This is a genomic window from Paenibacillus sp. JNU01, from assembly GCF_059130585.1.
This window is the reverse complement of sequence record NZ_CP169723.1, coordinates 963,573-977,509: the sequence shown is the minus strand read 5'-3', so window position 1 is coordinate 977,509 and position 13,937 is coordinate 963,573. Positions and strand designations below refer to the sequence as shown.

Below are 13,937 nucleotides of genomic sequence, written 5' to 3'. Positions count from 1 at the left end.
ATCAAATGCGAAAATCCGAGAAAGAATTCACTGAGAAGAACCTCTTTAATATTAAAAAGTTGTTCTATGATAAATTGGCGATGAATGAACCAGCAACCGTTACGAGATCAGATTCATCATTATATCCATCTGCTCCATCTGCACAGTCTAAGAAGTCCATGAATAGGGGAAGAAAGTATCGCAAAGCCATCTATATTCCTGTAACCGCTGCGTTATCGTTATGTCTTGTTACAGGTGCAGCTGCATCTGTAGGCATCATTGATCTGCCTTCTATTCTTCATTTTTTAGGTGCAGATCGGATTGGCATTCTTCAGCCTGTTCATCAGGTGAGTGAAGATCAAGGGATTCGAATGGAGGTTATAGGTGCTGTCAGAGACGGAGATACAACGGAAATCTATGTTTCATTATCAGATCTGACGGGTCATCGCATTGACGATACATTGGATGTATATGATTACAGAGTAACCGGAGGTAATGCAAACAACGCTCAGATTATTCATTACGATGATGCTAATAAAACGGCTATTGTCCGATTCCTCATTCAAGGAGAAGTCAGCAAAAATCGAATTACAGTTCAGGTCAATACGCTGATGTCGGGTACCTCTCGTCAAGATGGTTACAATGTCCAAGTAGACTGGGATCGATTGTTACAAGATAAGAAAATTAATGACTATGATATTCTGAATCAAGATCGTATAAGTGGCTTGGGAGGTAAAACCGATATTCAGATGGAAACCGATCCAATTCCGGTATTGCATCAGGATGTAACGAATATACCTATTGAGGGCATCGCATGGATGCATATTTCCAATATAGGTTTTGTGGATGGCAAGTTACACATTCAGATTAATCCAGATAATGAAATTGGCGAGTACAATCATGGGTACTTCTACTTCACTGATGAGCAAGGTCAAAAGCTCGATATACCTGAATATTCCGTTAGCTATGGACATTATATGAAAGATGGGGTCGGGTATGGAGGAGATTATGAGGAGTATGTGTATGATCTGTCTGCTGTTGACGATTTAGATAAGTTGAGACTTCAAGGCAGTTTTACGAGTATTAGTGAAGTTGTAAAGGGGAATTGGAAAACGACGTTTAACTTGAGTCAAAATGGTTTGAGTAAAACAGGAAACGTTCAGCTTGATGCAAATGGAGCCTCACAGGCAAATGTAACCCTTTCCGCAGTTGGAGTCACACTTACAGGTGAGGCACTGAGCAAGATTCACATGGAGAATCTGAGTATTGAAGTTCACCTGAAGGATGGTACCAAGTTGACTGGCAAATCCGGTTTCCTCCAGCTTGATCAGGATCTCATTAAGTGGATATCCCCTAAGACCATTCCGGTGAACGATGTGAGCTACCTGTTACTCAATGGAAAGAAAGTGACTTTGCAAGATAGATAAATAATTAAAAAGTGGAAAGCAGTGATCGGAAGGCGGTTTTGTCACCGGAGTTGTGAGTGTGAATATTTTTAAGTCCAACTTATATAAAATGAATTACATGTCATATCCCGATTTATGACGCATACCATTAGGCGAATGCGGTCATAAGGGAGGAAACTGAGATGTCCATGAGCGAACCGCTGTTAACGCAGATTGTGAATCAACATATTCCGGCTGGTGCAACGGTCGTCACTATTGATAAACCTGTTCAACATCAAGCAATCTATGCGGCAGATCTTACCGGTGACGGTATGCCGGAGATTGCAGCAGTCTATCAGTTGAATGGTGAGCTGTATTTGCTCATTCTGAAATTTGTTCAAGGGCATTGGATCAAGATGGCACTAATTAAGGGATTGGGTTATGGGGTGACTTTAATGACTGCTGCCCCTGTAACTTCAACGGCAAGGAACAATCTCATCATTGGTTGGCGGATTGGATCTATTTGGTCTAAGCTTGCTGTATATGAGTGGACTGAATCAGGGCTCAAAGATCTGGCGCCTGACGATCTATATTATAGCTATGCAGAGATTATAGATATGCCTGGTCCGCATGGTCGAGATGGTAAGGTGGAGATTGCACTCTGGATTCATGACACAGGTGAAGCCTATCGTGTAGAGATTATCCGATGGCAGAACGGGAAATGGGTTCCTGCACCGGACGTATATGCAACCTATTATCCCAAAGTGGTGCAATATTACGAGCAACTAACCCAGCAATATCCTGATTATATCTTCTACTGGTATTACCTTGCGGATGCTCAGTACCATGCAGGTCAGTATCCGGCAGCACTCGTTTCCGTTCAGAAGGCACTCCGTTTCCCGGAAGCGTATCCTTCCAGGGAAGTACTACAGGAACTGGAAAAGAAAATTAAGCAGGCGATGGTCCCCATAAGCCATGCTCGGGTAACAACATGGTTATACCCCATCTCCGTTCGAACCACGAATGGGACGCGTTGGGGGTATATGGATGCCCAAGGTCACATTCGGCTTGAGCCAGTTCTGGATGACGCGCAAGCGTTCCAGCCCAATGGATTGGCTGTGGTTGTGAAGGATGGTCATGCCGGCGTAATTAATCTTCAAGGGAAGTATGTCGTTCAACCTGTATACGATTCCATCAATTCCTTTTCTGAAGAACGGGCGATAACCATTGATTCTCAAGGATTTAAGATGATTAATGAACAAGGTACAGTCCTTACCAAACGGGCATACCCGTATATCTCGAATATGAAGGACGGCCGAGCGTTGTTTTACGATTCCAATCCTGGTCAGACAGATGGAACGGTGAGTCTGTATGGTTATCTGGATGCTTCGGGCAATGAGGTGATACCGGCACAGTTCACATCAGGGAATGATTTTCAAGATGGCAGAGCGGTTGTGCAGATCAAAGATAATGAATATGCGCTTATTAATCGCAATGGACATCGACTCGCGACTTATCCATATGCCTATGTGGGACCACTGGGGGATGGACTGCTTGCTTTTCAAAAAGAGGCTTCTGGCAAATATGGGTATATCGACGAACGGGGGAATATTCGCATTCAGCCCAAGTTTTCATCGGCATTTCCTTTTAGTGGCGGGCAAGCGATTGTTAATACAGCGGAGGACTACAAATCGAACTATGGTGTCATTAATACGCAAGGATCATTTATTATTCAACCCGCGTATAATGATATTCGCGAACTAGGAGAGCATCGTTATGCGTTAGGGCAAGCCATTCATCCGGAGCAGCCTTATATTGGTTCTGTATACGCGATTGCAGAGATTAATGGCAGAAGGCTTACGGATTTCATATATCGCGATGTAGGCAATTATACAAACGGTCTGGCATCTGCATCCGACGGAAGACAGACCTATCTGCTGGATCTGAGTGGAAGACCTGCTGCTGGATATCCCCATGTAGAAGGTTCGGGTACGCTGGAAGTCGTGGCACCAGATCTGATTAAAGCCTATGTAGATCAGCGCTTATCATATGTGAACCGGGCAGGACAGATCATTTGGCGGCAAAATACAATCGTTCCACTTCATCCGCCGTACCGTGTACGCGAAGAGAAGTACAAACCGAACAGGGACTACCTCGTATATTATCCGCAAGTGGAAGGATTCACGAACCAAGCGGAGCAACTTGCGCTGAATGCCAAGTTGAAGGAGCTCTCACAGGTTAAACCAATCCCTGCTGATCAGCAGCTAGATTACACGTATACAGGGGATTTTGATATCACGTTCTATCAGCAGCAATTATTGCAATTGCAACTCACAGGTTATAACTACCCGGCTGGTGCAGCGCATGGTATGCCTACGATGATCTATGCGATTATTAATCTGACGAACGGTCAGTTGTATGAGCTGAAAGATTTATTTAAACCGAATAGTGACTATGTCAAAGTGTTAAGCCAGATTGTGGGGGATCAGATCAAAAATGATCCTCAATACTCGTATGTGTTTCCAGACACTTATACGGGCATTAGTGCGGATCAGCCGTTTTTTGTTACAGCGGATGCGTTGCATCTCTATTTCAATCCATATGATATTGCACCTTATGCAGCAGGGTTTCCAACGTTTACGATTCCGTTTGTGCAGATCAAGGATATCATTAATACAGAAGGTTCGTTCTGGAAATCTTTTCATAGTTGATTGAGGGTACAGCCAACATTTTAACGAAAATATACACTAAGAACGTAAGGCGCAAAGACAGCGAATTTTTCCTGCTTTAAGCAAATGTCCGCTGATACTTAGCGTATAAATTAGTCAAAATGTTGGCGCTACCCCATATAGAGCTACTATAAATCAAACATTCCATCCTTTACACACATCAATCCACTCTGAATAACTAGAGTATTTTTCTAATTGTTTTATGGTAAGTTCAATAGCACTATTGCTACTCCCGCAAGCTGGATAGATTGTCTCAAAACGTTTTAGAGATATGTCTAGATAAACAGAAACATCATTTTTAATAGCAAATGGACAAACACCTCCAATGGCATGACCAACCATATCCATGGTTTCATCAGGAGAAAGCATTTTTGCTTTTGTTTTGAAATACTCTTTGAATTTTTTGTTATCCACTTTTGCATCCCCGGCAGCAACTACTAAAACAGCTTGTCCATTCACCATAAAAGAAAGTGTTTTTGCGATTCTCTCTGGCTCACAACCTAATGCAGATGCAGCCAAATCCACGGTTGCACTAGATACTTCAAATTCGATAATTTGAGAATTCATACCATATTGTTTAAAAAAATCTTTTACTTTTTCAATTGCCATAATCACCACACCTCATTTTAAATATTTTCTAGATGATCACAGATGAAACTTGCCTATGTTCTTGGGTAAAAAATCATGTTGTAAATGATACATGGTTCCTGATAGAGATTATTATAGGAATGAAAAACATTAGCACGGAAGCGGAGTGCTTGATTTTCTTTTAAAACAATTTTTTTTGTGTTGACTACCATTTCTAACATACCTTGTACCACAAAAACATATTCTTCCACACCATCAAGGTGTCTTTCAGATGGATGGTGACATCCAGGATCAAATTCGATATAAAATATTTCAACGTTACGGGTAGGGTCAAAAGGAAAAACAGGAAATGCTCTCATTTTTCCATCATTTTCAATGATAGCGTCTTTGGACCGTGTATCAACCACACTGCACTCATCTTCTAGCTCTTCCAATAATAAAGATAAAGGGACTTTTAAGCCGACTGCGATTTTCCAAAGAGTTGTAATCGTTGGTGAAGACTGTCCTCTTTCAATTTGTCCAAGCATAGGCTTACTTACATCAGTCAGTTTAGAAACATCTTCAAGTGTAAGATTTCTAGTTGCTCGTATTTCTTTTAACCGTTCTCCAATAGTTAATACCGGCGATTGCATTGCATCACTCCTTTTGTATGTTATAACATTTTAAAATATATCATAACATACAAGCGGTTGGATTCAATAGGCGACAGTTTAATGATATAAGTAACTACTTCTCATATTTATCCATAATAAATGGAAAATATTACGGGAGTTAAAGATCAAAAAAGTCACATTTGTCTATACAATTAAAAAAACGAAAATTTTCTCCGACGACACTTCTTTTGCTTGGCGAGAATTGTAAATAGAATCAAAAATGAAGCCGCCAGTCGGCTGCATGAATATCTGAGCGGTATTCGTGAGATCAAGACACCCACAATATGGGGGGGCAAACGTTTTGAACGGATGCGTCGTTCTTTTGATGAATTGAAGTCAGCTTCCATTGGGTTGGAAGGCATCATGGGACCTACAATTGAGAAGAAAGCAAGAAGGATGAATATCTGGCCAAGTATGATGCGAAATCTGCAGAGTGGAAACAAAAGCTGGAGGGGGCTGTACATGGTGAATCCTTTGCCGTAATTAAGACATATCCAAACAACCTAGTCGTCTATTCATATAAAGGGGCAGCTGAGATGTTATACGGTGAATGGGGCCTGAAGCGCACAGAGGGGGATCCCTGATCCAGAGGGCTGGGGCGGTAAACAGATCGCACAGGAGGCTCTGGTTACTGTTAATCCGAATCGTCTGCTATTGATGGAGAATAGCGAGAATAAGATGGTAGACAGCAAAGTGTGGAATATGATGAATGCAGTGAAGAATGAAAAGATCTATAAAATGAGCTTATGGACCGCCTGGATACGATGATTCTGGAAGGTCAGAAGTAGTCGTTGGATGAGACCAATTTACGATGGATTAACTTTAACATTTAACATAACCTAATAACGCCTATGTGTAATTTGTTCGAAATCATGTAACTTGAACGATCCTGGCTGCGTTTAGACATTGGGGTGATCTGATGTTGGTGAACGCGGTTCAACGTTACATGGTATTAGGACTGATATTTATCGGGATCTTCTTTACAGCACTCATCGTTCTTGAGAGGATTGAAGGGTACCATATTACAACGACAGAGTATTACGGCTTACGTAATCTAGGGGGCTTGATATATATTTTGTCGCTTATCCTGGGATTTGGTCACTATTTAGTCGTTTTTTATGTTGTTATTCTTATCCCGATCTCATGGCTGCTGCGGAAATATGTATGCTTTCCTATGATGAGAACTTTCATCTATATGATTGGGTTTGGATGGGGCGGGCTGTGGGTTTTTGATCTCATGTACAATCCATATTTCGTGAATGGATACCATCTGAACCGAATGACATCGATATGGGTATTTGCCATCGCCGGTTTAGTCTATGCCATTGTGGAGAATAAGATTTGGCGAAGAGGGCAGATGCAGAACGAACAGAAGGCTACTTAACAAATGTTGAGTAGATTTTCTTGGTTTACATAATTATTATGGTGTATTTATTGGAGACTCAGAAGCTAAATATTAGAAAGGATGAGAGTAAGCAGTGTGAACAGCAATTAAGTTAATTCGAAGTTTGTTATAAAATTCACAAAGGTTGCAATTAAAATGAAATAGGAGTTTTATCGTGAAAAGGTAAAATTTTCTGTTATACTATTTGAGTTGTGTACATAAAGTTAGATATTTTAATGAAGGGAGTTCAGGAAGTAATTTAGAAATTTAGTTTAAAATTGTAGTTTGGAGGAAAACATTTTGTATAAAGCAGGTTTTTGGATTAGATTAGGAGCAAATGTATTGGATAGTCTTATTATTTCAATTCCGTTAGTTATTATTGCAGGTGTGCTTACGGGTAATTTTGATACGGATGAACCGATTGCCAAATTACTTAGTGCGATATATTCAATTTTATTACCAGTTTACTGGTATGGCCGAACCATTGGAAAACGTATATGTGGAATTCGAATCCGTAAATACGATACACATGAACCGCCAAAAATTGGTACGATGCTGATGCGAGTTGTTGTGGCTGGACTTGTGTATGTAATAACTTTGGGTATCGGAGTTATTGTGAGTGCTTTTATGGTTGGTTTACGTGAGGATCGACGTGCGATTCATGATTTTATTGCAGGAACAGAAGTAGTCTGGGATTAAACGGAATGCTTATAAGAATTGGCTGTACAGGGTTGTACGGTGAACTTAAAATACTTGCATTAAAAGTCTTGATACTCAAGGCTTTTTTTCTTATGCACTAATCTTAACTTCACAAAATAAATGAAGTTAAGATTAGTGCATAACTTAAAAATGAACATAAACTTCTTGCATAACTTCTAGCAATAGGTTAATCTATTTTCAATAAATATTGGAATTAATTTCAAGGGGTGATTTATGTATAGTCCAATCCCATTAACTAAGTCAGAAAAAACAGGAGTTGGGTACTGGGAAGCCTACAGTCCTAAACTTAAGCGAGATGTCACCCTTCTGGGTGATCTAGAATACGATTACTGGCTCTTTATTGAAACAGATCCTAGAATTCTATCGTATTGTGAAAGACCAATTTTAATTGAATCCTCTTTCACAAGTAAAATTATCACCTCCGTACCTAGTTATTGGGTGAAATATCAAGATAACACCGAAGCAATCATCAAAGTTAGATTTTCAAAAGTAGAGACGTCAAAAAATGGAAAATTAAAAAATCAGTTGTTAATAGAAGAACAATGGTGTAAAGAAAAAAATATTAAACATTGTGTTGTAAATGATCAAGAAATTCGCTCTAACCCTCTTCTTCTCTCCAACAAGAAACTTCTTATCTCAATAGTGTCTAATAGGCTGCATCCAATTGATACAGACATACATCTAATCTCTCAAATACTTAGTCTGAAAAAAATAACTATACAGGAATTAAAAGCTAGCTTAGATAGTAAGATTCCTTTTTTACGAGTAACTGAAGGCGTTTGCTGGATGATTTATAAAGGATTTATTAAAAGTAGTTTAGATAGAGCTCCAATAGGTCCAAAATTGGAGGTGTGGATCGATGAGTAAAAGAAAATTAATAGAGAACACTGAATTAGGTCATGCTATTGACTTATCACAGTGGTCTACAGTTAACATCGATAAATTATCCAAACATAATCAAATTGTTTATGAGAAGAGAAAGAAAGCCGTAGAAATGTATTTTGCTGATCATTCTCATTTTGAAATAGAAGATAAGACAGGACTGCATCGTAACGAAGTGGCCCGATTGGTGAAAAGATGTCTTGCACTCGATGCTCAAAAGGCTCCATGGGGATACAGGGCCCTTATACCTAACAAAAGAATAACCGTTTATAAGCGTGAAAATCTTCCAAATGCTGAATTTGAATCATCTGGTATGAACGGATCTTTTGAACTCTTACTTGAAACATATCCTACTATCCGTGATGAAATTCATCGGTTGTATTACAGAAAAAAATCACGCTCTGTCTCAGATCCTGTTACAAGAGGTAAAGACATTCACAGAGCAATGGTAAAGGAATGTAGGAAAGTTGGTTTGAAAGCACCCAATGATTATCCGTTTAATACAAAGGAAGTGGCAAGGCGAAGTCTATACTCTTATCTTAAAACTTTAGAAGACCACGATATCAATAAAGCCTCAGGTCGATACGGTCAGGATATATCCAAGTTAATCAAGAGCACTGGTTCTGATGAAGTGTACAGACAGATCATAAGACCCTATGAGCAAGTACAGTTTGATGGCCATAAAATTGATCTACATGCTGTTTTAGTTCTAAAGACTCCTGAAGGTGATGATATCTATACCGTTATAGATAGAATTTGGTTACTTGTTATCTTTGATGTAGGTACTCGGACCATTTTGGGACACTATTTGAGTTTTAACCGTGAATATTCTTCAACCGATGTTTTACATTGTATTCGTAATAGTGTTGTACCTTGGGTACCTAAAATTTTGACAATCCCAGGATTGCAATATCCAACTGACGGAGGGTATCCCTCTACGATCATTGAAGAAACTCAGTGGGCAATATGGGATGAAATTCTTTATGATCAGGCAAAGGCTAACTTGGCCACTATAGTCAAAGACAGATTAAAACAAGTTGTGAAGTGTAGAGTGAATCCTGGGAAAGTTGGTTTTCCTATTAAAAGAGCTCATATCGAAAGATGGTTCGGTATTTTTGAAGAAAATGGATTTCACAGATTACCTAGTACAACAGGTAGCAATTCAAAGGATCCGAGAAGGGCGAATCCTTCTAAATTAGCTAAGAAGCATCGTATAACTGTACAGCATGTTGAGGAATTGGTTGATGTCATGATTGCAGACTACAACGGTACCGAGCATGAAGGAGTGAACTTTATGACGCCACTTGAAACAATGAAAAGTCGGCTTCAAAATTTTTCTGTAAACCAACTACCAGAGGAGCAGAGGAACGAAGTAGCTTTTTTATCTTTACAAACAACACGTGAAATCAAAGGTGACGTTAAGCATGGTCGACGTCCATATATTCAATATGAAAATGTTAGGTACACAAGCTCATTGCTTTCTCGTTCACCTGGTTTAATTGGAAAAAAAGTCGATATTTTTGTTAATGTGGATGACCTACGAGTAATAAGAGCATTTCTACCTGATGGTTCCGAACTAGGAAAACTAAAAGCAGCAGGAAAGTGGGGCATTACACCGCATACCTTACAGGTTCGTAGAGAGATATTTAGGCTTAAGCGAAAAAAGCTAATACGTTATTCTTCTTCAGAAAACCCTATAGAAGTTTATCAAAAATTTCTAGGAGAAGGAGCAAAAACGAGCAGTAGAAAGGCTGGAAAAGCATACGAACTATCCAGAAATCAAGAAAGAAATAAAGATGTCTCACTTGAGCAAGATGATCATATAGATCAGCCTAGTTTGCCAGGTGAAGTTTGCCAAACTGAAGTTAATTCAAATAATACGATTTCCGCGAATCCTAAAAAAATAGTAAAACCGACAGAGGAGGATAAACATGGAGATTCAAGGAAATTTAGAAGAGCTATTATCTACTGAAAAAGAACAAAATTCTCCTCCAAGTTTAAAACGCCCACTTCTGCCTAAAGGAGCTCATCCTGTTGAAACTGGTAAATACGATATCCCTACCAATGAAATTAACAATCTTTATGCAAGGGTGAAGGAAAGTATTGAAGACCGATTACCCGGAACAGTTGTCCATGGTAGACCACGTCTAGGAAAAACCCGTGCCATTGCTTATCTAATGAAGGCATTACCTATGGATTTCGAAAAATTGCCTATGTACAATTTGTTATGTCGTGAGCATACAAAACCAAATGAAGATGTTTTTTTTACGGAAATATTAAAGGATATAGGACATGGATTCTACTCTTCAAGAAATGCTGTTCTTAAGCGGGAGAGGTTATTGAAATTTCTTATTGAACAAGCGGATGCTGCTGGACAAAATCGAACTGTCTTTTTTTTAGATGATGCACAGAGGCTTCATGAAATTCAATATGGCTGGTTAATGGATATTTCTAATGAATTGGATCGTTATGGGATAAATCTAACTGTATTTTTAGTCGGCCAGAACGAACTACTTAATCAAAGATCTGTCTTTTTTGAAGAAGAAAAGTATCAAATCATTGGAAGATTTATGGTGGAGCCATACAAATTTCATGGAATTAGATCAGAGGACGATTTAAATGAGTGTTTGCTTTGTTACGATGAGGGGGCTTTTTACCCATACGATTCTGCGTGGTCGTTCACGAGATATTATTTTCCTGAAAGCTTTGAGAAGGAAGAATTCAGGCTGAGTAATTATTCAAAACAACTTTTTGATGTTTTTGTTTCATTGAGACAAGAAGCTGGGATCAGCAAGTCATTCGAAATTCCTATGCAGTATGTAACTAGAACAATAGAATTTGCTTTGAAAAAATATGGGTGTGAAGGAAATGATGTAGAGAGTCTGAATCAAGCCCTATGGAAAAGAGCAATCAAAAGCTCAGGGTATATAGAAGCAGAAATTTATAGAGGTCCAGATTGATGAGCCCGCCTAAAGATGTTTATACATGGAGAGCAAATTGGATAAAGCCTTATGAATCGCCTTGGAGTATATTCGAAAAATTTAAAATTGCTAATGAAGTTCTGGATTTAGATATTATTAGAAAGTTTGGAATAGATGAGGTGGAAAATCTTCGTGTTATTAGACCTAGCCATTATGATTTAGTTAAAATGTTCTCTTTAAATGAACAGTTAATTAAAGACGTATTTGGTATTGACCTAGTTCAAAGAAATCGTAAAAATTTAGATGAACTAATAAGGGTTTTACCTCAAGACCATTTATTGGGTGTAGTTAGTCCATGGGAAAGTGTTTATTTAAGAGAAAAATTGTACTTTTGTGTTCAATGTTTAGAGCAAGGTTATCACTCAATATTTCATCAGTTCAAACTATTGCATCATTGTCCATTCCACAATAAAAAACTCATACAATGTTGTCCAGAATGTGGCTCGGAATATGACTATTCATTATCCAACAAAATGTTTGATTCCCCATTCATATGTAGTTGTGGTCATGAATATTGTCAAATAAACCAGGATCAACTTTTTTATGATTCTTGGAATCAACCCCAAGAACATTACAATACACTTCCACCTGAGCTTCTTCAATGGCTAACACTAACAAATCATCAGAAGTCCAGGCTTAAAAAAATGTACTTTATCCCTCAAACTGATTTTGAAAAACATCCAAATTCATTAATAAACTTTTTAACTGTTACAAATAAAGCGAACAATATTCCAGGCCATAACTTTGTAGAGAGTAGTAAAAGTATTAAAACAATAAGAAGTTTTGAAGAGAAAAAATTTGCATTCAAATATTCAAAGAAAGGTGATTTCTCAAACCTAAATGAATTTTATATCAAAAAGGCTAGATTTGATATATTGCAGAAAGAATTTTACCAAAACTACAAACGGATTATTGCTGGTGTCTCCAAGCATATAAGGCAAACCATCTTAGCTGAACATAAATCTTGTCTATATGAATTGAAAAATTTCAAAGGGCGTGGACCAATTTGTAGTTATGCTTATGCGTATATAGCTTGGCGTAGAACCATTCAAAATTTTGATCATTTCTCATTAGTCGATAATATGGGGCGTCCAAAACGTCTTAATAAACCTATCTTTGAGTTTCCCTCAAGTGCTTACTTTCTCTATGACCTATATGATCAATGGAATAATCAGATAGATGATATTACCTTGAGTAGTCGAGCGGCCACGAAATGGTTGTTAAATCGAATCTTGGTTCAATTTTTGCTAAAGTGGTTTGATAACTGGCTTCAACATTCTAAAGAATTCATTTCAGAAGGAATTATGCCAGCAGTTCCTCAATTTGAAGATAAGTATCCTCTATTTATTGCTGTTTTCTCAAATGAGAGTAATGAAGAACTTGAATTTCATTGGTGGGACGATAAAAGAGAGTATAATGAGCTCGCGTGCCCATTTTCAAATAACAAGTGAGTTCATAAAGGTATAGGAAACTGTTTCATAACCTATACCTAGATCTTTTAATTTTATTTTTCTAAATTCATAATATCGAATAATTCTATAGCTAAAGTCTTAGAACTTGAAATACCTTTTAAATATTTAAAAGGACCATATATAGACCAATCAATATTTTTTAAGCGTTTCACTGACTTAATAAATTCTTGATGGTCTATTTGTGTTGAGTTTTCTTTTTTACAGTGGAATAGCATTTTGGATGCTGCCATTGCTAATGCATCCAAACATACGATGTGAGTAAGTTTGTATTCTTTATAGTTTAACCATTCATGAGGATATTCTTGACGCATTATATTAAAAAATACAAGAACTATATCTACCTTTTCGTGTTTTGATAAGTTAGTAACTCCAGTGTCTTTGAAAAAATACTTTAACATACGATAAAGATTCTGAAGAGTAATATGTCTTCCTTTACTACGTTTACCTGTGATGCTACCAATATGATAGAAAGGACTATCGTTTAATATCAACAGCTCAGTAGACATCCAGCTTAGCTCGTCGTTTTCTCTTTTCAAAAACTTACTTAAAGAAGTACCTAGCCCTTTGGCTTTTGTATTAATTATATCAAAGAATTGAATTTCTTCATCGTCATCTAAATAATGAAACACCATGAAGGGAACATTTATTTCTGATTGTGTTTCCTTCGTATAACGTTTTATACCACCTAGCCGGTGCTGTCCATCCATTAAAGATGCTTTATTCTTGCAGAATAATCTTCCAAACATTGGTCTACTAGAATCATACGCTGTGAATTCCCACATACCAGATGCATTCAATAGAATCGGTGTGAATAATGCGTTATCCCCTTTAGAAAGGTATAAAGCAAATTCATCAACACGTTTTTGATCAACTGGCCGTTGATATCCTTTTCCAGATGGGTCGTTATATGGTTTAACATAGGTTAAATCCACAGCAATTGAGGATGGAAACGCGCTTTGATAAGCGATTTTTCCCCTCATTTTAGTTTGAACTACATTTTCTATAACTATTTGATGAGGTAATTGTCTCATTAAGTACACTCCTATAGAATTTTTATTATATCTAAATAAAATATATATCTTAAAATATATAATTACTAATGGTAATATATAGTTTGAGTATATTTATTTCATACATAAGTACACCTACTCTTAAAAGAGAGGT

The 13,937-nt window shown here is 37.8% G+C and carries 12 protein-coding genes; 9 read left to right on the top strand and 3 right to left on the bottom strand.

The window, feature by feature from the left end; all coding sequences use genetic code 11:
- Positions 1-5 precede the first annotated feature (5 nt).
- Together NLBNIHML_RS03945 and NLBNIHML_RS03940 are read left to right on the top strand one after the other, a co-directional pair.
- Entirely contained in the window at positions 6-1,406 is a 1,401-nt protein-coding gene (locus NLBNIHML_RS03945; protein ID WP_494353824.1) for a hypothetical protein, read from the top strand.
- Between the two features lie 161 nt (positions 1,407-1,567).
- Positions 1,568-4,075, top strand: a complete 2,508-nt coding sequence (locus NLBNIHML_RS03940) for a WG repeat-containing protein (protein WP_494353823.1) — start codon at positions 1,568-1,570, stop codon at positions 4,073-4,075.
- A gap of 153 nt (positions 4,076-4,228) precedes the next feature.
- Here the strand turns inward: NLBNIHML_RS03940 and NLBNIHML_RS03935 are convergent, their stop codons facing one another.
- Positions 4,229-4,702, bottom strand: a complete 474-nt coding sequence (locus NLBNIHML_RS03935; RefSeq protein WP_339234164.1) for a YbaK/EbsC family protein — start codon at positions 4,700-4,702, stop codon at positions 4,229-4,231.
- Between the two features lie 53 nt (positions 4,703-4,755).
- Positions 4,756-5,313 carry a helix-turn-helix domain-containing protein gene (locus NLBNIHML_RS03930; protein ID WP_307535746.1) on the bottom strand — a complete coding sequence of 186 codons (558 nt, stop codon included), beginning with the start codon at positions 5,311-5,313 and terminating at the stop codon, positions 4,756-4,758.
- A gap of 213 nt (positions 5,314-5,526) precedes the next feature.
- Between NLBNIHML_RS03930 and NLBNIHML_RS03925 the strand changes: the two genes are divergently transcribed.
- The 7 genes from NLBNIHML_RS03925 (at position 5,527) to NLBNIHML_RS03895 (ending at position 12,752) form a co-directional block, all read left to right on the top strand.
- Entirely contained in the window at positions 5,527-5,817 is a 291-nt protein-coding gene (locus tag NLBNIHML_RS03925; RefSeq protein ID WP_494353822.1) for a hypothetical protein, read from the top strand.
- A gap of 436 nt (positions 5,818-6,253) precedes the next feature.
- Entirely contained in the window at positions 6,254-6,718 is a 465-nt protein-coding gene (locus NLBNIHML_RS03920; protein ID WP_494353821.1) for a hypothetical protein, read from the top strand.
- A 300-nt stretch (positions 6,719-7,018) separates the two neighbouring features.
- Positions 7,019-7,417 carry an RDD family protein gene (locus tag NLBNIHML_RS03915; protein ID WP_342570134.1) on the top strand — a complete coding sequence of 133 codons (399 nt, stop codon included), beginning with the start codon at positions 7,019-7,021 and terminating at the stop codon, positions 7,415-7,417.
- A 234-nt stretch (positions 7,418-7,651) separates the two neighbouring features.
- Positions 7,652-8,305: a PDDEXK family nuclease gene (locus tag NLBNIHML_RS03910; RefSeq protein ID WP_472477775.1), complete on the top strand. Its 654-nt coding sequence runs from the start codon at positions 7,652-7,654 to the stop codon at positions 8,303-8,305.
- Positions 8,298-10,292, top strand: a complete 1,995-nt coding sequence (locus tag NLBNIHML_RS03905; RefSeq protein WP_175395205.1) for a TnsB C-terminal domain-containing protein — start codon at positions 8,298-8,300, stop codon at positions 10,290-10,292. Before NLBNIHML_RS03910 ends, NLBNIHML_RS03905 begins: the two co-directional genes overlap by 8 nt.
- Positions 10,252-11,280 (top strand): ATP-binding protein, encoded by a 1,029-nt coding sequence (locus NLBNIHML_RS03900; RefSeq protein ID WP_175395204.1) that lies wholly within the window; start codon positions 10,252-10,254, stop codon positions 11,278-11,280. Before NLBNIHML_RS03905 ends, NLBNIHML_RS03900 begins: the two co-directional genes overlap by 41 nt.
- The gene (locus NLBNIHML_RS03895) at positions 11,280-12,752 is read left to right on the top strand and encodes an RING finger protein (protein ID WP_494353820.1); all 1,473 of its coding nucleotides are present in this window, start codon (positions 11,280-11,282) and stop codon (positions 12,750-12,752) included. Before NLBNIHML_RS03900 ends, NLBNIHML_RS03895 begins: the two co-directional genes overlap by 1 nt.
- A 53-nt stretch (positions 12,753-12,805) precedes the next feature.
- Here NLBNIHML_RS03895 and NLBNIHML_RS03890 read toward each other — a convergent pair whose 3' ends face one another.
- On the bottom strand, positions 12,806-13,804 hold the full coding sequence (locus NLBNIHML_RS03890) for a DGQHR domain-containing protein (RefSeq protein WP_494353819.1): 999 nt from the start codon (positions 13,802-13,804) through the stop codon (positions 12,806-12,808).
- Between the last annotated feature and the right edge of the window lie 133 nt (positions 13,805-13,937).

What these genes read in the sequence shown, in the direction of transcription:
- NLBNIHML_RS03945 (WP_494353824.1), top strand. Translation starts at nt 6, where the DNA reads ATGCGAAAATCCGAGAAAGAATTCACTGAGAAGAACCTCTTTAATATT.
- NLBNIHML_RS03895 (WP_494353820.1), top strand. Translation starts at nt 11,280, where the DNA reads ATGAGCCCGCCTAAAGATGTTTATACATGGAGAGCAAATTGGATAAAG.
- NLBNIHML_RS03890 (WP_494353819.1), bottom strand. Translation starts at nt 13,804, where the DNA reads ATGAGACAATTACCTCATCAAATAGTTATAGAAAATGTAGTTCAAACT.
- NLBNIHML_RS03900 (WP_175395204.1), top strand. Translation starts at nt 10,252, where the DNA reads ATGGAGATTCAAGGAAATTTAGAAGAGCTATTATCTACTGAAAAAGAA.
- NLBNIHML_RS03940 (WP_494353823.1), top strand. Translation starts at nt 1,568, where the DNA reads ATGTCCATGAGCGAACCGCTGTTAACGCAGATTGTGAATCAACATATT.
- NLBNIHML_RS03905 (WP_175395205.1), top strand. Translation starts at nt 8,298, where the DNA reads ATGAGTAAAAGAAAATTAATAGAGAACACTGAATTAGGTCATGCTATT.
- NLBNIHML_RS03910 (WP_472477775.1), top strand. Translation starts at nt 7,652, where the DNA reads ATGTATAGTCCAATCCCATTAACTAAGTCAGAAAAAACAGGAGTTGGG.
- NLBNIHML_RS03930 (WP_307535746.1), bottom strand. Translation starts at nt 5,313, where the DNA reads ATGCAATCGCCGGTATTAACTATTGGAGAACGGTTAAAAGAAATACGA.
- NLBNIHML_RS03920 (WP_494353821.1), top strand. Translation starts at nt 6,254, where the DNA reads ATGTTGGTGAACGCGGTTCAACGTTACATGGTATTAGGACTGATATTT.
- NLBNIHML_RS03935 (WP_339234164.1), bottom strand. Translation starts at nt 4,702, where the DNA reads ATGGCAATTGAAAAAGTAAAAGATTTTTTTAAACAATATGGTATGAAT.